The organism is Massilia suwonensis, assembly GCF_042655665.1.
Taxonomy (GTDB): domain Bacteria; phylum Pseudomonadota; class Gammaproteobacteria; order Burkholderiales; family Burkholderiaceae_D; genus Telluria; species Telluria suwonensis.
Genome location: NZ_JBHSMR010000013.1, coordinates 1,498,791 through 1,516,486 on the forward strand (window position 1 = coordinate 1,498,791; position 17,696 = coordinate 1,516,486).

General features: G+C 66.0%; 14 protein-coding genes. 8 read left to right on the forward strand and 6 right to left on the reverse strand.

The genetic code is table 11. From position 1 onward, the window contains the following. Positions 1–8: 8 nt before the first annotated feature. The 5 genes from zapE to ACFPQ5_RS14800 form a co-directional block, all read right to left on the reverse strand. Positions 9–1,106: a cell division protein ZapE gene (gene zapE, locus ACFPQ5_RS14780; protein WP_379756974.1), complete on the reverse strand. Its 1,098-nt coding sequence runs from the start codon at positions 1,104–1,106 to the stop codon at positions 9–11. 144 nt (positions 1,107–1,250) lie between these two features. Beyond that, positions 1,251–2,684, reverse strand: a complete 1,434-nt coding sequence (gene lpdA, locus ACFPQ5_RS14785; protein WP_379756977.1) for a dihydrolipoyl dehydrogenase — start codon at positions 2,682–2,684, stop codon at positions 1,251–1,253. Between the two features lie 15 nt (positions 2,685–2,699). Continuing rightward, positions 2,700–3,053 carry a PspC domain-containing protein gene (locus ACFPQ5_RS14790; protein ID WP_379756980.1) on the reverse strand — a complete coding sequence of 118 codons (354 nt, stop codon included), beginning with the start codon at positions 3,051–3,053 and terminating at the stop codon, positions 2,700–2,702. Positions 3,054–3,122: 69 nt separating this feature from the next. Next, positions 3,123–4,385 carry a 2-oxoglutarate dehydrogenase complex dihydrolipoyllysine-residue succinyltransferase gene (gene odhB, locus ACFPQ5_RS14795; RefSeq protein ID WP_379756983.1) on the reverse strand — a complete coding sequence of 421 codons (1,263 nt, stop codon included), beginning with the start codon at positions 4,383–4,385 and terminating at the stop codon, positions 3,123–3,125. Positions 4,386–4,467: 82 nt separating this feature from the next. Beyond that, complete coding sequence (locus tag ACFPQ5_RS14800; protein ID WP_379756985.1) at positions 4,468–7,332, reverse strand: 2-oxoglutarate dehydrogenase E1 component; 2,865 nt, start codon at positions 7,330–7,332, stop codon at positions 4,468–4,470. A gap of 292 nt (positions 7,333–7,624) precedes the next feature. On the opposite strand from ACFPQ5_RS14800, the gene ACFPQ5_RS14805 reads away from it, so the two are divergent. From ACFPQ5_RS14805 to ACFPQ5_RS14830, 6 genes are all read left to right on the forward strand, one after another. Next, positions 7,625–8,293 (forward strand): PepSY-associated TM helix domain-containing protein, encoded by a 669-nt coding sequence (locus ACFPQ5_RS14805; RefSeq protein WP_379756988.1) that lies wholly within the window; start codon positions 7,625–7,627, stop codon positions 8,291–8,293. A gap of 28 nt (positions 8,294–8,321) precedes the next feature. Further along, positions 8,322–8,834, forward strand: coding sequence for a DUF2271 domain-containing protein (locus ACFPQ5_RS14810; protein ID WP_379756991.1), 513 nt, complete (start codon positions 8,322–8,324; stop codon positions 8,832–8,834). A gap of 9 nt (positions 8,835–8,843) precedes the next feature. Then, positions 8,844–9,671: a DUF4198 domain-containing protein gene (locus ACFPQ5_RS14815; protein WP_379756995.1), complete on the forward strand. Its 828-nt coding sequence runs from the start codon at positions 8,844–8,846 to the stop codon at positions 9,669–9,671. An 8-nt stretch (positions 9,672–9,679) separates the two neighbouring features. After that, the gene (locus ACFPQ5_RS14820) at positions 9,680–10,681 is read left to right on the forward strand and encodes an FAD:protein FMN transferase (RefSeq protein WP_379756999.1); all 1,002 of its coding nucleotides are present in this window, start codon (positions 9,680–9,682) and stop codon (positions 10,679–10,681) included. Next, positions 10,678–12,012: a sulfite reductase subunit alpha gene (locus tag ACFPQ5_RS14825; protein ID WP_379757002.1), complete on the forward strand. Its 1,335-nt coding sequence runs from the start codon at positions 10,678–10,680 to the stop codon at positions 12,010–12,012. Before ACFPQ5_RS14820 ends, ACFPQ5_RS14825 begins: the two co-directional genes overlap by 4 nt. 330 nt (positions 12,013–12,342) lie before the next feature. Beyond that, positions 12,343–14,652: a catecholate siderophore receptor Fiu gene (locus tag ACFPQ5_RS14830; protein WP_379757005.1), complete on the forward strand. Its 2,310-nt coding sequence runs from the start codon at positions 12,343–12,345 to the stop codon at positions 14,650–14,652. A 75-nt stretch (positions 14,653–14,727) separates the two neighbouring features. Here the strand turns inward: ACFPQ5_RS14830 and ACFPQ5_RS14835 are convergent, their stop codons facing one another. Next, on the reverse strand, positions 14,728–15,285 hold the full coding sequence (locus ACFPQ5_RS14835; protein ID WP_379757008.1) for a PEP-CTERM sorting domain-containing protein: 558 nt from the start codon (positions 15,283–15,285) through the stop codon (positions 14,728–14,730). 193 nt (positions 15,286–15,478) lie between these two features. Between ACFPQ5_RS14835 and ACFPQ5_RS14840 the strand changes: the two genes are divergently transcribed. Both ACFPQ5_RS14840 and ACFPQ5_RS14845 read left to right on the forward strand, forming a co-directional pair. Continuing rightward, complete coding sequence (locus ACFPQ5_RS14840) at positions 15,479–17,032, forward strand: ATP-binding protein (protein ID WP_379757011.1); 1,554 nt, start codon at positions 15,479–15,481, stop codon at positions 17,030–17,032. Further along, positions 17,029–17,682 (forward strand): response regulator, encoded by a 654-nt coding sequence (locus ACFPQ5_RS14845; protein WP_379757014.1) that lies wholly within the window; start codon positions 17,029–17,031, stop codon positions 17,680–17,682. Before ACFPQ5_RS14840 ends, ACFPQ5_RS14845 begins: the two co-directional genes overlap by 4 nt. The last annotated feature ends 14 nt before the right edge of the window (positions 17,683–17,696 follow it).

A 17,696-nucleotide genomic window follows, 5' to 3' on the forward strand; every position in this document is an offset into this window, starting at 1 on the left:
CTTATGTTCTAGGCGATGGCGTCGGCCGCGCCGCGCCGTTCGGCGAGCATGTACTCGCGCGACTGCATCTCAATGATACGCGAGACCGTGCGGTGGAATTCGTTCGCCAGCATGCCCTGGGTGTAAAGCTCTTCAGGTTCGACCGCGGCCGACATGATCAGCTTGACCTTGTGGTCGTAGAACACGTCGATCAGCCAGGTGAAGCGGCGCGCCTCCGACGACTGCCCCGCCGACATGGCCGGGATGCCGGACAGGATCACGGTGTGGAAACGGGTCGCCAGTTCCAGGTAGTCGTTCTGCGAGCGCGGGCCGCCGCACAGGGTCGCGAAGTCGAACCAGATCACGCCGCCGGCATGGCGCAGCGCGCGGATCTCGCGCTTCTCGATGTGCACGATCGGGCTCTCGTCGGCCGTGTCGGCGACCTTGGCATAGGCTTCGCGGAGCAGGTGGTCGGTGGCGGCATTCAGCGGCGTGTAATACGCTTCCACCTGTTCCAGCGCGCGCTTGCGGTAGTCGTTGCCGGCGTCGACGTTCAGGACGTCGAGCTTTTCCTTGAGCAGCGCGATGGTCGGCAGCATGCGGTCGCGGTGCAGGCCGTCCGGGTACAGCGTCGAGGGCTCGTAGTTCGAGGTCATCACGAAGCTGACGCCATTGTCGAACAGGGCATTGAGCAGGTTGTACAGGATCATCGCGTCGGCGATGTCGGAGACGTGGAATTCGTCGAAGCAGATCAGGCGATATTTTTTGGCGATGCGTTTCGCCACTTCGTCGAGCGGATCGGCCACGCCTTTCAGCTCGTCCAGCTGGCCGTGCACGGCGCGCATGAATTCGTGGAAGTGCAGGCGCGTCTTGCGTACCACCGGGACCACGGAATAGAAGGAGTCCATCAGGAAGGACTTGCCGCGCCCGACGCCGCCCCACATGTAGACGCCCTTCGGCACCTCGGGGCGGTTGATGAGACGCTTGAAAGCGGACGACCGCTGGGCCTTGTAGTGGACCCAGTCGTCGTACGCCTGCTGGAGGCGGTCGACCGCAGCCTGCTGGGCCGGATCGGAGGTGAAGCCGCGCTCGGTGAGGGCGTGCTGGTAGTACTCTTGGACGTTCATAAGTTCACATATAAACGTAAGGTGGGCGGGTCTCCCGCCCACGCGTCCAACGCACGCTTGCAAGCCACGGAGCGGGCCAGCAGGCGTAATCTGAACGCGTGGGCGGGGAACCCGCCCACCTTACGGGTCAGGGATGTAGCCTGATTAGAAGTTCAGCGAACGCTTATCGACCGCCAGCGCCGCTTCCTTCACGGCTTCCGACAGCGACGGGTGCGCGTGGCAGATGCGGGCGATGTCTTCCGACGAGGCCTTGAATTCCATCGCGACGACGGCTTCCGAGATCAGTTCCGATGCGACCGGACCCACGATGTGCACGCCCAGGATTTCGTCGGTCGTGGCGTCGGCCAGGAATTTCACCATGCCCGAGGTGTCGCCCAGCGCGCGCGCACGGCCGTTGGCCATGAACGGGAAGGTGCCGGCTTTATACGCCACGCCTTCGGCTTTCAGCTGCTGCTCGGTCTTGCCGACCCACGCGATTTCCGGCGAGGTGTAGATCACCCATGGAATCGTGTTGAAGTTGACGTGGCCGTGCTGGCCGGCGATACGCTCGGCGACCGCAACGCCCTCTTCTTCCGCCTTGTGCGCCAGCATCGGGCCGCGCACGACGTCGCCGACCGCCCACACGCCCGGCAGGCTGGTGCGGCACTCGTCGTCGACGACCACGAAGCCACGCTCGTCCAGCTGCAGGCCGACGGATTCGCCGTTCAGGCCGATCGTGTTCGGCACGCGGCCGATCGAGATGATCAGGCGGTCGAAGGTCGCGGTCTGCTCGGCGCCGGTGCTGTCAGCATACTGCACCGTGACGTTGTTCTCGCCCTTGGTGATCGCACCGATCTTGCAGCCCAGGCTGATCTTCAGGCCCTGCTTGGTGAACAGCTTGTGCGCTTCTTTCGCGATCTGCTCGTCGACAGCGCCGAGGAAAGTCGGCAGGCCTTCCAGCACGGTGACGTCGGCACCGACGCGGCGCCACACCGAACCCATTTCCAGGCCGATGACGCCGGCGCCGATCACGCCCAGCTTCGACGGCACGGCGTCGATCGCCAGTGCGCCGGTGTTCGACAGGATCAGCTTCTCGTCGAATTCAGCGCCCGGCAGCTGGCGTGCGTTCGAACCGGTCGCGACGACGACGTTCTTGGCCGTCAGCGTCTCGGTGGTCGGACCGGTGACGTTGATGGTGTAGCCGCCTTCCGCCTTGCCGGCGAACGAACCGCGGCCGTGGAAGAAGCTGACCTTGTTCTTCTTGAACAGGAACAGGATGCCGTCGTTGTTCTGCTTGACGATGGTGTCCTTACGCTTGAGCATCTGCGGCAGGTTCAGTTCCAGGCCCGACACGTTGATGCCGTGCTCGGCGAACGCGTGGCCGGCGTGCTCGAAGTGTTCCGACGACTGCAGCAGCGCTTTCGACGGGATGCAGCCGACGTTGGTGCAGGTGCCGCCCGGGGCAGGCTTGCCGGCCGCGTTGCTCCACTCGTCGATACAGGCCGTCTTGAAGCCGAGCTGGGCTGCGCGGATGGCCGCGATGTAGCCGCCAGGACCGCCGCCGATGACGACGACGTCGAATTGTTTCTCGTTACTCATGAATAGCTTCCTTATTTATTCTTCTGGAACAAAAATCCACATCAGCAGGTAGACCAGTGCTCCGAATCCGGAGGTGATGAGGGTGAACAGCAGGAAGACCAGGCGCCAGACCCAGGTCTCGATGCCCATGACGCCGTTCAGGCCGCCACACACGCCGCCCAGCCAGCGGTCGCGGCGCGAGCGCCGCAGTGCGCGCAATTGGGTCTCGACGGTGCTGCCGCCGGCGTGATAGCTGCTGGAGCCGCCGTTCTTGTTCAGATTGACGCGCTCGCCGGCCAGTACCTTGGCCTTGGCCTGTTCGAACTCGGCATCGGTCAGCGCGCCGGCCTGGTGCAGTTCGTGCAAACGGCGGATTTCATCGGAGATCATGGTGTTCCCCTCAAGTGAGGGCGAACACGCGCGCTTGGCACGCGCCGTGTTCGCCCAACTACGCAGAAATTACAGATCGAGCAGCAGGCGAGCCGGATCTTCCAGCGCATCCTTCATCGCGACCAGGCCCAGCACGGCTTCGCGGCCGTCGATGATGCGGTGGTCGTAGGACATCGCCAGGTAGTTCATCGGACGGATGACGATCTGGCCGTTTTCGACGACAGCGCGGTCTTTCGTTGCGTGCACGCCCAGGATGGCCGACTGCGGCGGGTTGATGATCGGGGTCGACAGCATCGAGCCGAAGGTGCCGCCGTTCGAGATCGAGAAGGTACCGCCCGACAGGTCTTCCAGGGTCAGCTTGCCTTCCTTCGCCTTGGCGCCGAATTCGCCGATCTTCTTCTCGATCTCGGCGATCGACATCTGGTCGGCGTTGCGCAGGATCGGCACCACCAGGCCGCGCGGCGAACCGACGGCGATACCGATGTCGAAGTAGCCGTGGTAGACGATGTCGTTGCCGTCGACCGAGGCGTTCAGGATCGGGTACTTCTTCAGTGCGGCAACGGCGGCCTTGACGAAGAAGGACATGAAGCCCAGCTTGACGCCGTGCTCTTTCTCGAACTTGTCCTTGTACTTGGCGCGCAGGTCCATGACCGGTGCCATGTTGACTTCGTTGAAGGTCGTCAGGATGGCGTTGGTCGACTGCGACTGCAGCAGGCGCTCGGCGATACGGGCGCGCAGGCGGCTCATCGGCACGCGCTCTTCCGGACGGTCGCCCAGTTGCGCGACCGGTGCGGCGACTTGCTGCAGGGCCGGCTTGGCAGCGGCTGGCGCTGGTGCTGGAGCAGCGGCTGGCTTGTTGGCGACAGCGGCCAGGGCGTCGCCCTTGGTCACGCGGCCGTCGCGGCCCGAGCCGTCGATGCCGGCGGCGTTCATGTTGTTGTCGGCCAGGATCTTGGCGGCGGCCGGCATGGCCACGCCCGAGTGCGAACCACCGGTTGCAGGTGCGGCAGCGGCAGGTGCGGCGGCGATCGGTGCGTTCGGGGCTGCCGACGGCACGGCCTTCACTTCCAGCGGGCTGGTCTGTGCCGAGGCTTCGGTGTCGATGATGGCGATGACTTCGCCGGCGACGACGGTTGCGCCGTCGGCCTTCAGCAGCTGCACGATCACGCCTGCGCCCGGGGCCGGCAGTTCAAGGACGACCTTGTCGGTTTCGATGTCGATCATGTTTTCGTCGCGCTCGACCGGCTCGCCGACCTTCTTGTGCCAGGACAGCAGGGTCGCTTCGGCGACGGATTCCGACAGTTGCGGGACCTTGACTTCGATTTGTGCCATGTAAAACTCCGTTAAATTATTCTGTGATCTTCGAAAAACGCCCGGCCAGTCTTGGGGCCGGCCGGGCGCGGACGCTGATGCGTTACTTGGTCAGGATGAAACCCTTGAGCTTCGAGAACGCCGTGTCGAGCAATTCCTTCTGCTGCGCCACGTGCTTGTCCGAGTAGCCGACGGCAGGAGCCGCCGAGGCCGGGCGGCCGGCGTATGCCAGGCGCTGACCTTCGTCCATGTTTTCGAAAATGTTGTGCTGGATCTGGAACCACGGGCCCTGGTTCTGCGGCTCGTCCTGTGCCCACACCACTTCGGTCGCGTTGCTGAACTTCTTCAGTTCGGCGGCGAACGACTTGTGCGGGAACGGGTACATCTGTTCCATGCGGATGATCGCCACGTCGCTCACGCCGCGCGTCTTGCGGGCGCCGACCAGGTCGTAGTAGACCTTGCCCGAGCAGACGATCACGCGCTTGACCTTCGAGGCGTCGATCTTGTCGTCGGTCTCGCCGATGACGGTCTGGAAACCGCCCTTGGCCAGGTCGGTCAGCGGCGAACCGGCATCCTTGTTACGCAGCAGCGACTTCGGCGTGAAGATCACCAGCGGCTTGCGGAACTGGCGCACCATCTGGCGGCGCAGCAGGTGGAAGATCTGCGCGGCGGTGGTCGGCTGCACGACTTGCATGTTGTTGTCCGCGCACAGCTGCAGGAAGCGCTCGATACGTGCCGACGAGTGCTCCGGACCCTGGCCTTCGTAGCCGTGCGGCAGCATCATCACCAGGCCCGAGGCGCGGCCCCATTTGACTTCACCGGAGGCGATGAACTGGTCGATCACGACCTGGGCGCCGTTGACGAAGTCGCCGAACTGGGCTTCCCAGATGGTCAGCGTGTTCGGTTCGGCGGTCGAGTAGCCGTACTCGAAGCCGAGCACCGCCTCTTCCGACAGGACCGAGTCGATGACCGTGAACTGCGCCTGGTTGTCCGACACGTTGGCCAGCGGCAGGTAGATGCCCTGGTCCCAGCGCTCGCGGTTCTGGTCGTGCAGCACGGCGTGGCGGTGCACGAAGGTGCCGCGGCCGGCGTCCTGGCCCGACAGGCGGATCGCATAGCCCGAGGACAGCAGCGAGGCGTAGGCCAGGTGTTCGCCCATGCCCCAGTCGAGGTTCATCTCGCCCTTGCCCATGTTGGCGCGGTCGGCCAGCACTTTTTCGACCAGCGAGTGCGGCTTGAAGCCTTCCGGCACCTTGGTGATGCGTTCGGCCAGGCGCTTCAGTTCGGCCATCGGCACGGCGGTGTCGGCGGCGTCGGTCCACTTCTTGTTCAGGAACGGCGCCCAGTCGACTGCGAACTGGTTCTTGAAGTTGGTCAGGACCGGGTCGATGGTGTGCTTGCCTGCGTCCATCGCGTTGCGGTAGGCGGCAACCAGCTTGTCGCCCTCGTCCGCCGCGATCGTGCCTTGCGTGGCCAGCTTTTCCGCATACAGCTTGCGGGTGCCCGGGTGCTTGGCGATCTTCTTGTACATCAGCGGCTGGGTCAGCGCAGGGGTATCCTGCTCGTTGTGGCCCAGTTTGCGGTAGCAGATGATGTCGACGACGATGTCCTTGCCGAACTCGACGCGGTAGTCCATCGCGATCTGCGTGGCCAGCACGACGGCCTCAGGATCGTCGGCGTTGACGTGCAGCACCGGCGCTTCGATCATTTTCACGACGTCCGAGCAGTACAGCGTCGAACGGGCGTCGCGCGGGTCGGAGGTGGTGAAGCCGATCTGGTTGTTGATGACGATGTGAACCGTGCCGCCCGTGCCGTAGCCGCGGGTCTGCGCCAGGTTCAGGGTTTCCATGACTACGCCCTGGCCGGCGAATGCGGCGTCGCCGTGCACCAGGATCGGCAGCACTTGCTTGCCCTTGCGGTCGCCGCGGCGTTCCATGCGCGCCTTGACCGAACCTTCGACGACCGGGTTGACGATCTCGAGGTGCGACGGGTTGAAGGCCAGCGACAGGTGGACCGGGCCGCCCGGGGTCGAGACGTCGCTCGAGAAGCCCTGGTGGTATTTCACGTCGCCCGACGGCAGGTCGTCGGCGTGCTTGCCTTCGAATTCTTCGAACAGTTCCGACGGGGCCTTGCCCAGGGTGTTGACCAGCACGTTCAGGCGGCCGCGGTGGGCCATGCCGATGACGATTTCCTGGATGCCCTTTTCACCGGCGCGCTGGATGGTTTCGTCCATCGAGGCGATGAAGGATTCGCCGCCTTCCAGCGAGAAGCGCTTGGCGCCGACGTACTTGGTGTGGAGGTAGCGTTCCAGGCCTTCGGCAGCCGTCAGGCGCTCGAGGATGTGGCGCTTCTTCTCGGCCGTGAAGGTCGGGGTCGCACGGGTCGACTCGAGGCGCTCCTGGATCCAGCGCTTTTCGGTCGGGTCGCTGACGTACATGAACTCCGCACCGATCGAGCGGCAGTAGGTGTCACGCAGCATTTGCAGCAAGTCGCGCAGGGATGCGCTCTCGCCGCCGAAATAGGTATTGCTGATGTTGAACTTGGTGTCCAGGTCGGCGTCGGTGAAACCGTAGAACGACGGATCGAGTTCAGGGATAGGCGGACGTTCCTGGCGCTGCAGCGGATCCAGGTTGGCCCAGCGCAAGCCGAGGTTGCGGTAGGAAGCGATCAGCTGGGTCGCGGCGACGCGCTTGCGTGCCATTTCCGGATCGGCTTCGCCGGCGGTGGCGCTGACGGTGCGGATCGGGCCCTGCTTGGCGCGCTCGGCGAACGAGGCGATGACGGAGGAGTGGATCACGTCTGGACGGGCACTGCCGTCGACCGCAGGCACGTTCTGCATGCTGTCGAAGTAGGCGCGCCAGTTATCGGGCACCGAACCAGGATTGTTCAGGTAGGCTTCGTACAACTCTTCCACGTACGGCGCATTACCGCCGAACAGGTACGAGTTCGCAGATTGTTGTTGCTTCATTCTTGCTCACCTTTTCTTCGCGCTTCGCGAGTTTGGCGGGTTAATCTAACCTTCCGCGACACGGCCTGACCGGTTAGCGGATCGCACTTACTACATCAAGTTGTGGGGGAAGGACAGATGAGATGGAAGTTTCTTGCCATCCCATGTTACTGCGCAAGATCACCCGACCTCGCACAATAGCGGGGGCTATTGTAACGCAACATATGGAATGCATAAGGGCTGGACTGAATTTTGTTGACCGTCTAAATGATAATAGTTATCATTTGCGTTGTGTACTCAACAGGAAGCTCCCATGTCCGTCCAGAACCCGCCGCGTTCTCTTGAAGGGGCCACAGCCGTGTTGCCCGGTGCGCGGCGTGCGATGTGGCTCAAGACGCTGCATCAGTGGCACTGGATCAGCTCGGCGATCTGCCTGACCGCAATGTTGCTTTTTAGCATCACCGGGTTCACGCTGAACCATGCGGCGCAGATCGAATCGAAACCCGAAGTCACCCGAATCAAGGCCACGGTGCCCGCCGCCCTGCTGCCGGCGCTGCGCAGCTATGCCGAACAGCACGTCGACGGCGAAGCGCCGGTCCCAGCCGCGCTGGCGGAATGGGCCAACGGCGCCTTCCCGGTCGACCTGCGCGGCCGCAGCGCCGAATGGAGCGAGGAAGACGCGTATATCGCCCTGCCCCGCCCGGGCGGCGACGCCTGGCTGCGCGTGAACCTCGACGGCGAGGCCGAATACGAAGTCACCAGCCGCGGCGCCATCTCCTGGCTCAACGACATGCACAAGGGCCGCAATACCGGCCCGGTGTGGAGCTGGTTCATCGACATCTTCGCCATCGCCTGTCTGGTGTTCTGCATCACCGGTTTCCTGATCATGAAAATCCACGCCGCCAACCGGCCCTCGACCTGGCCCGTGATCGGCTTCGGCATCGTGCTGCCGGCCGTGCTGGCCCTCCTTTTCGTCCATTGATTCGCTCATCTATATAAGAAGGCATTGCATGAAACTGTCTCCCTCGCTGGCCCTGACCCTCCCCCTGCTGTCCGGTGGCGCCGTGGCCGCCGACCTGTCGGTGAAGTTCGAACTGCCGCAGCTGAACGTGGCCGAGTACCACAAGCCCTACGTCGCCATGTGGATCGAAAAGGCCGACGGCGCCGTCGCCTCGACCCTGGCTGTGCTGTACGACGTCAAGAAGAAGGACAACGCCGGCGAGAAGTGGGTCAAGGACATGCGCACCTGGTGGCGTAAGGCTGGCCGCGAAGCGCAATTGCCGATCGACGGCGTCTCGGGCGCGACCCGCGCCGCCGGCACCCACACGCTGAGCTTCGGCCCGGCACGCACCGGCATCGACAAGCTGCCGGCCGGCGACTACAAGCTAGTGGTCGAAGCGGCACGCGAAGCGGGCGGACGCGAACTGGTGCGCGTGCCCTTCACCCTGCCTGCCAAGGGCAAGGTTGCGGCCACGGCCAACGGCAAGGAAGAACTCGGCGCAGTCTCCCTCAACATTCAATAAGGCGAATTCATGGACAACTCCTTCATCAAGCATGGCGTACTGGGCCTGATCCTGCTCGCCTCCGCCGGCGCCGCCAGCGCCCACCGTCCGTGGATGCTGCCGACCTCGACCATCGTGGAAGACAAGGGCTGGGTCACGATCGACGGCGCCGTCTCGGAAGGCCTGTTCGACGTCGACCACATGCCGCTGCGCATGGACGGCGTGACGGTCACGGCACCGGACGGCACGACCGCGCCGGCGCCGGCCGCCGTGATGGGCAAGATGCGCTCCTCGATCGACCTGCCGCTGCCGCAGGACGGCACTTACCGCATCGCCCTGGTCAGCAACAACGTCATGGGCAGCTACAAGCTCGGCAACGAAGTGAAGCGCTTCCGCGGCAGCGAAGCCGACTTCGCGAAGCAGGTTCCGGCCGGCGCGCTTGACGTTCGCAAGACGCTCACCCACCAGCGCATCGAAACCTTTGTGACCGCCAACAAGACCAGCGAAGGCGCCCTGAAGCCGACCAACACCGGCCTCGAGATGGTGCCGCTGACCCACCCGAACGACCTGCGCGCCAACGAGACGATGCGCGTGCGCTTCCTCCTCGACGGCAAGCCGCTGCCGAACCTGCCCTTCAGCCTGGTGCCGGGGGGTGTGCGCTACCGTGGCGTGGCCAACGAGATCCGCCTGACCACCGACGCCAAAGGCGAGGCCAGCTTCAAGCTGCCGGCGGCGAACATGTACTGGATGAACGCGGCCTATCCGCCGAATCCGGGCAAGGGTCCAGCACCGGACAACGGCCCCGCCGAGACGAAGCGCTACGCCTACACGGCCACGCTCGAAGCCCTGCCGGAGTAAGTCGCCCTTTGCGCCAGGTTCTCGTTCCCGTCGCCATCGATCCCGCAGCACCGCCGGCCGGCAGCGTCCTCGTCGACGCCGGCGGGGCGACGATGGGTACGAGCTGGTCGGCGCACTTCCTGCAGCCTTCCGGCGTGCGCAGCAGTCTGCAGGCGCAGATGCAGGCGGAACTGGACAATATCGTCCGCGAGATGAGCCACTGGGAGCCGGACTCCGTCCTCGGCCGCTACAACCGCGCACCCGCCGGCAGCTGGCATGCGCTGCCGCCGCGTTTTATTGAAGTACTCGACTATGCCTTGCAGGTCGCCGCCGCCAGCGGGGGCGCCTACGATCCCTTCGCCGGCGCGCTGATCAACCTGTGGGGCTTCGGTCCCGAGCGGCGCTACAACCAGCCGGGTTTCTATGCGCCTGCGCCTGAAAAGGTGCAGGCCACGCTGGCCGCGCGCGCGGCGCTCGATCCGATCTTCGACGGTGAGGGAAAACGCCTGCTGCAGCCGGGCGGCGCCCTGCTCGACTTTTCCTCGGTGGCCAAAGGCTACGCCGTCGACCGCCTGGCCTGGTGCCTGGAACGGCATGGCGTGCGCCACTACCTGGTCGAGATCGGCGGCGAGCTGCGCGGCGCCGGCATGAAGCCGGACGGCCAGCCCTGGTGGGTGACGCTCGAAGGCGTGCCCGGTTTCGACAGCACCGCTACCGTCGCCGCGCTGCACGGCCTGTCGATTGCCACCTCGGGCGACTATCGCCGCTACTTCGAACACGGCCCGGCGCGCGCTTCGCACACGCTCGATCCGCGCACCGGTTATCCGATCGCGAACGAGGTCGCCTCCTGCACCGTGCTGCATCCGCAGTGCATGGCGGCCGATGCGCTCTCCACCACCATCACCGTGCTCGGCTTCGAGGCGGGCCTGGCCTTTGCCGAAGAACGGCAACTGGCCGCGCGCCTGCTGCTGCGAAAGGCCGGCGGCCTCGCAGAACACACCACCACCGCTTACCAGGCCATGCTGCAATGATGCTCACCATCGATCCCGCGCGCTGGGCCAGCGCCATCGCCCTGATCGCCGCCTGGGGCGGCCTGTGCGCGGCCATGCTGCGCAGACCCGGGCGCGAAGCCGCCACCGGCGAGGCCGACTGGCTCGTCGTTTATGCCAGCCAGACGGGGAACGCCGAATACCTGGCGCGCCAGACCGCCGGCACGCTGGCCACCGGCGGATTGTCGGCACGCGCGCTGTGCATCTCCGACCTCGACGCCGCTACCCTCGGCAGCGCCACGCGCGCCCTTTTCATCGCCAGCACCTATGGCGAAGGCGACTCGCCCGATACCGCCGCGCGCTTTGCCGGCGTGACCATGGGCGCCGGCCTCGATCTCTCTCAGCTTCACTACGGCGTGCTCGCGCTCGGCGACAGCAGCTACGCCAATTACTGCGGCTTCGGCCGCGCGCTCGACGCCTGGCTTGCGGCGCGCGGCGCCACGCCCCTGTTCGCGCGCATCGACGTCGACCGCGGCGACGCACAGGCCATCGGCGAATGGCAGCACCAATTGAGCCACCTGGCCGGCACCAGCGACCTGCCCGACTGGGAAGCGCCGGCCTATGGCCAGTGGCGCATCCTCGAGCGCACCCTCCTCAACGAAGGCAGCGCCGGCGCGCCGCTGTACCGGATCGCGCTGATCCCGGCCGAAGGCGCCCTGCCTCGCTGGGAAGCCGGCGACCTGGTGCAGGTCAGCGCCCCGCGCGACCCGGAGCAGCCGCGCGAATACTCGATCGCCTCGGTGCCGGCCGAGGGCCGCATCGAACTGCTGGTGCGCCTGCAGGGCCATGCCGACGGCAGCCTGGGCGCCGCGTCCGGCTGGCTGTGCCTGGACGCGCGCGGCGTCGATCCGATCGCCCTGCGCATCCGCGAACATGCGCGCTTCCGTCTCGGCGACAACGCCGCGCGTCCGCTGATCCTCGTCGGCAACGGCACCGGCCTGGCCGGCCTGCGTTCTCACCTGAAGGCGCGGATCGATGCGGGCGTGTTCGACAACTGGCTGGTGTTCGGCGAGCGCAATGCGCACGCCGATTTCCTCTGCCGCGCGGAGCTGGAACGCTGGCGCGATGGCGGGCGGCTGCGCCTCGATACCGCCTTCTCGCGCGATGGGGCGGAAACGCGCTACGTGCAGCATGTGCTGGCCGAGCAGGCCGAGGAACTGCGCGCCTGGATCGGGCGTGGGGCGGCGATCTATGTTTGCGGCAGTTTGCAGGGCATGGCGACCGGAGTGCACGAGGCGCTGGCGAATGCTTTAGGCGCGCAGACGCTGGACGAACTTGCGGCGCAAGGCCGATATCGACGCGACGTCTACTAAGCCACCCATGAGGTGGCTTTTTTTATGCCCGCGACAGTGCTCGTAGGGTGGGCATGCCCACGCGTACGTGCTCATCCCATGGCATACCGCATCCACAAAACGTCGGCCGTGACCCGCCACGGGCGAGAACCCGTGCCGCGTACCCGCGACCGCCGCACCGCGTGGGCATGCCCACCCTACAACCACCGGCCCCGGAAATATTGAATCAAAACGCGAATGATAACAATTCGCATTTACAAATCGTTAAACGCTCTCTAGAATGCTGCTCAGTTCAACAAGAAGCGCCCGCCCCGAGCAGGCACCCTCCAACGAGAGAAAAACAGGAAGACCATGCATTCGATCAAAAGCCGCAAGCACGCCCCCAGCCGTTTTCACCAGCACATGAGCGCCGCCCTGGCGACCATGCTGCTCCCGCTCGCCGCCGGCGCCAGCGACGCCGTCCCGCAAGTGCTGGACGACGCCAGCAGCGCCCCGGTCTCGAAGGTCGAAGTGCGCGGCAAGACGGAAAACGACTTCAAGGCGGACCACGCCTCCTCGCCGAAGTACACCGAGAAGCTGGTCGACACGGCGCAGTCGGTGCAGGTCATCAAGAAGGAACTGATCGAGCAGCAAGGCGCCCTCACCCTGACCGAAGCGCTGCGCAATACGCCCGGCGTCGGCGCCTTCTTCCTCGGCGAGAACGGCAACACGAACACCGGCGACGCCATCTTCATGCGCGGCTTCGACACCTCGGGCAGCATCTTCGTCGACGGCGTGCGCGACGTCGGCTCGATCTCGCGCGACGTCTTCAACCTCGAACAGATCGACGTCGTGAAGGGCCCGGCCGGCACCGACAACGGCCGCGGCGCGCCGACCGGCTCGGTCAACCTGGTGACGAAAAAAGCCGCGATGGAAGACGCCGTCTCCGGCTCGGTCACGGGCGGCAGCGCCTCGCAGAAGCGCATCACCGCGGACGTCAATAAAGTCCTGAATGAGAAGCGCGGCATCGCCCTGCGCCTGAACGCGATGGCGCAGGACTCCGGCCACGCGGCGCGCGATGTCGTCAACGACAAGCGCTGGGCCATCGCACCGAGCGTCGGCTTCGGCCTGAACGGCCCGACGCGCGTGGTGCTCGACTACCTGCACGTCAAGCAGGACAACATCCCCGACGGCGGCGTGCCGACCATCGGCCTGCCCGGCTACACCAGTCCGGACGCCACCCGCCCGCAGATCGGCGGCGCGCCGATGGTCGATCCGCAGAACTTCTACGGTTCCGATGCCGACTACGACAAGATCACCGCCGACATGGCCACCGTGCGCATCGAGCACGACTTCGCGCCCGGCTTCAAGCTGCACAACATCGCGCGCTACGGCCGCACCAGCCAGGACTACCTGCTGACCGCCTTCATGGGCACCAGCGCCAATATCGGCACCACGCCGGCCACCCTCGGCACGCCGGAAGCCTGGACCCTGGTGCGCAATACCCGCACCATCAAGGACCAGTCGAACAAGATCATCACCAACCAGACCGCCCTCACCTCGCAGTTCGGCACCGGCGCGCTGCAGCACACGCTGGTGACGGGTCTCGAATTCACGAGCGAGAGCCAGGTGGCCTACTCGTACATCCCGGCGAGCCTGGGCACGGTCGGCGTTGCCGGCCGCACCAGCCTGTACGCCCCGGACCCAAGTGCGGCCCTGGTCGGCTTCGCACCGAAGCGCAGCGGCGCCTACAACGACGCCACCGTCGACACCCAAAGCCTGTACGCCTTCGACACCATCAAGATCGGCGACCGCTGGATCGTCACCGGCGGCCTGCGCGCCGACCGCTACAGCGGCGACTACACGGCGGTGGCGGCGACCATCGTCAACAACGCCACGACCGCGCTGACGCCGACCCACTTCAAGGTGGGCGACACGCTCGTCAACGGCAAGCTCTCGGTGCTGTACAAGCCGACCGCCAACAGCAGCGTGTACGCGATGGCCGCCAGCTCGAAGCAGCCGCCGGGTGCGAGCTTCACGGTCTCGGGTAACCTGAACAGCGCGCAGAATCCGATCTACGATCCGCAGGAGACGCTCACCACTGAAATTGGCGGCAAGGTCGACCTGCTCAGGCAGAAGCTGGCGCTGACGGCGGCCCTGTTCCGCACCGAAGTGAAGAACGAAGTCGAGCAGGACCCGGTCGACCTCAAGTACTACCAGACCGGCAAGAAGCGCGTGCAGGGCGTGGAACTGGGCATGGTCGGCGAAGTGGCGCGCAACTGGCTGGTCAGCGCGGGCTACCTGTACATGGACACCAGCGTCGAAGCCGGCAAGCTGGTCACCGCCGGCGGAGAAAACGCGCTGACCTACACGCCCAAGAGCGCCTTTACGTTGTGGACCTCGTACGACCTGCCCTTCGGCCTGAAGGTCGGCGGCGGCGCGCGCTACTCGGGCCGCCTGCTGCGCGGCACCGACGGCGCGGTCGGCACCCCGGCCTATGCCGATTCGTACTGGGTTGTCGACGCGATGGCCTCATACGCCATCAATCGCAACCTCGACATCCGCCTTAACGTTTACAACCTGGGCGACGAGCGCTACGTCGCGGCGATCAACAAGAGCGGCTACCGCTACACGCCGGGCACGCCGCGCTCGGCCAGCCTGACGGCCAACCTGCGTTTCTAAGTAAGAGCTCCTCCCTCCTGCGAGGCTTCGACGCCCGCGCGCCATACGGCGCCCGGGCGTTTTTTTGTGCTCCTCCTATTTGCGCCGCCGCCGGGAAGCCAGGGCCGACACCAGGCCCAGGCCGCCCAGCATCATCGCGTAGATTTCCGGCTCGGGAACCGGCGTCACGTTGATCAGCGCGCGCGAGTCCGCGGTCAGGGTCAGGCCGGCCTCGTTGACGAAGATGCTGTTCCCTTCGAACGTCACGACCGGCGTATAGGTACTCGAGGGATCGACCGACACGCTCAGGATGGCAGGAGCGCCCGTGAAGGAAAACACGAAGCCGTTGAAGCCTCCCGGCGCCGTGGTGCCGCCCGCCCCGTAGTCGATGTCGATCGTCGATGCGCCGACATCGATCGTCACCGGAACCGGCTCGAGATTTGGATCCAGCGACGTGAGGACACCTTCGGGGAATTCGACCGCAGGCCCCACGGTCGCCGATAGAAGGGCCGTGACCCGGTTGGATTCGATCGGCGCGGTGCAGCAATAGGCCGCCAGGTTGACCGTGGATCCGGTCAGGTCCTGCGCCTGCGCTCCCGTCATGGGACAGCAGGCGAGTGCCGCGGCGGCGGCACATAAGATTCGAACGTTCATGATTACTCCTCCATCTGATATGTCAGCAGGTTTATTCAATCTCAATGATTTGATGAGTTAGGGTTTGATACACATCAATTGGAACTCAGCGTTTTTGCATTAGCGCACTCAGCATCGCGCATTCACTCGGGCTGATGACCTGCGGCGCGGCCTGGTCTAGAATGGGCTGCCCCTCATTTCTACCAGGCATCCCTTGAAAATATCGATCGGCCTGCGCCTGTTCGCCTCGGTCCTGCTGGCCATCCTCGCGGTGACGGCCAGCGCGGTCTATCTGCTGCGCCAGAACGTGCTGGAGAGCTTCGGCGACTACGCCGTCCAGATCGAACTGGACCGGCTGGAAGAACTGTCGAACGACCTGGCGCGCCGCTATGCGCAGCATGGCGACTGGCGCTTCGTGCCGGCGACTGGACAGCGCGACTGGATCGTCCGCGAACTGGCGCGGCTGCAGGGCGAGCGCGAAGCGCGTGTGCTTGCCGTGCCGCCCGCGCCGCCCGCGCCCAAGCTTGTCGTTTCGGCTGCCCCGGCCGCGCCAGCTGCTCCTGCTGCTCCCGTCAGCCCAGTCGTAGCGCCCGCACCGCCGGCCCCGCCCGCCCCGCCGGCGGCACCGCTGCCGCCTCTGCCCCCGCCTGCGCTGCAGGATGCACCTGATCCGGACGAAGGCGCGCCCCTGCAGTCACGCATCACCCTGCTCGACGCCGGCGGCAAGGTGCTCGCCGGCCGCCCGCCCGGCAGTCTGCCGCTGGCACGGCGCCCGATCCTGCTTGACGGCCGCACGGTAGGCTTCCTCGCGGTGGCGCGCACCGCGCGACCGACCGACGCGCTGGCCTATGCCTTCCTCGCGCAGTTGAAAGCGAGCCTGTGGCCGATCGCGGCGGCGGGCGTCATCCTGAGCGCACTGGCCGCCAGCCTGCTGGCAAGCCACTTCCGGCGCCCGATCGGACGCCTGGCGAATGGCGCCCGCGCACTCGCCGAAGGACGCTTCGAGACGCGTCTGCGTGACAATCGCAGCGACGAACTGGGCGAACTGGCAGGCCACTTCAACGCACTCGCCGCGCGCCTGGAAGGCGCCGAGCAGGCGCGCCGCCAATGGGTAGCCGATACCTCGCATGAGCTGCGCACGCCGCTGGCCGTGCTGCGCGCGCAGTTGGAAGCGCTGCAGGACGGCGTGCGCAAGGCCGATCCGGAACACGTGGCGGCGATGCTGCGCCAGGTGCTGGCGCTGTCGAAGCTGATCGACGAGCTGTATGCGCTGGCGCGCGCCGACGTGGGCGCGCTCGACTGCCGGCGCGAGCCGCTGGACCTCTGGCAGCTGGCCTGCGAGGAAGCGCAGGCCTTCGCCGAACGCTTTCACACGGCCGGACTGGTGCTCGACATCGGCCAAGCGCCGCCGCACGCCGCCGTCCAGGCCGACCCCGACCGCATGCGCCAGGTGCTGCGCAACCTGTTCGAAAACTGCCTGCGCTACACGAGCGCGCCCGGCCGCGTGACGCTGTCGGGCCAGGCCGCCGGCGGGTCGGTAACGCTGACCATCGACGACAGCGCACCCGGCGTGCCCGATGCGGCGCTGGCGCGCCTCGGCGAGCGTTTTTACCGGGTCGATGCCTCGCGCAGCCGGGCGGGCGGCGGCGCGGGACTGGGACTGGCGCTGTGTGGTCGACTGGTCGAGGCGCAAGGCGGACAGCTGCGTTTCGCACACTCGCCGCTGGGCGGCCTGCGCGTCACGCTGGCGACGGAGTCCACTAAATGAATACTATTTATATCGTTGAAGACGAACCGGAACTGGCGCAGCTGGTCGCCGACTACGTGCGCGCCGCCGGCTTCGTGCCCGAGGTCTTCCACGACGGCGCCGCGGCGCTGGCCGCGATCCGAACCAGGATGCCGGCCCTGGTGGTGCTCGACCTGATGCTGCCCGGCCTGGACGGCCTGTCCCTGTGCCGCGAGGTGCGCGCCTTCTCCGAGGTGCCGATCGTGATGGTGACGGCGAAGGTCGAGGAAATCGACCGCCTGCTGGGACTGGAACTGGGCGCCGACGACTACCTCTGCAAGCCCTTCAGCCCGCGCGAACTGGTGGCGCGCATCAAGGCCATCCTGCGCCGCAGCGGCGTGCCGGCTACGCCGCTGGCGGTCGATGCGGCGGCGCGCCGCGCCAGCGTGCATGGCCAGCCGCTCGACCTGACGCGCACCGAGTTCGACCTGCTGGCCGCACTCGCCGCCCGTCCGGGCCAGGTGTTTTCGCGCGCCCAATTACTTGCGCTGGCGGGCCAGGACAGTCTCGATGTCACCGACCGCGCCATCGACAGCCACGTCAAGAACCTGCGCCGCAAGCTCGATGCGGCCGCGCCGGGCTTCGAGCCGATCCGCTCGATCTACGGGCTGGGCTACCGCTTCGATCTTTGAACTCCATTTTTTCT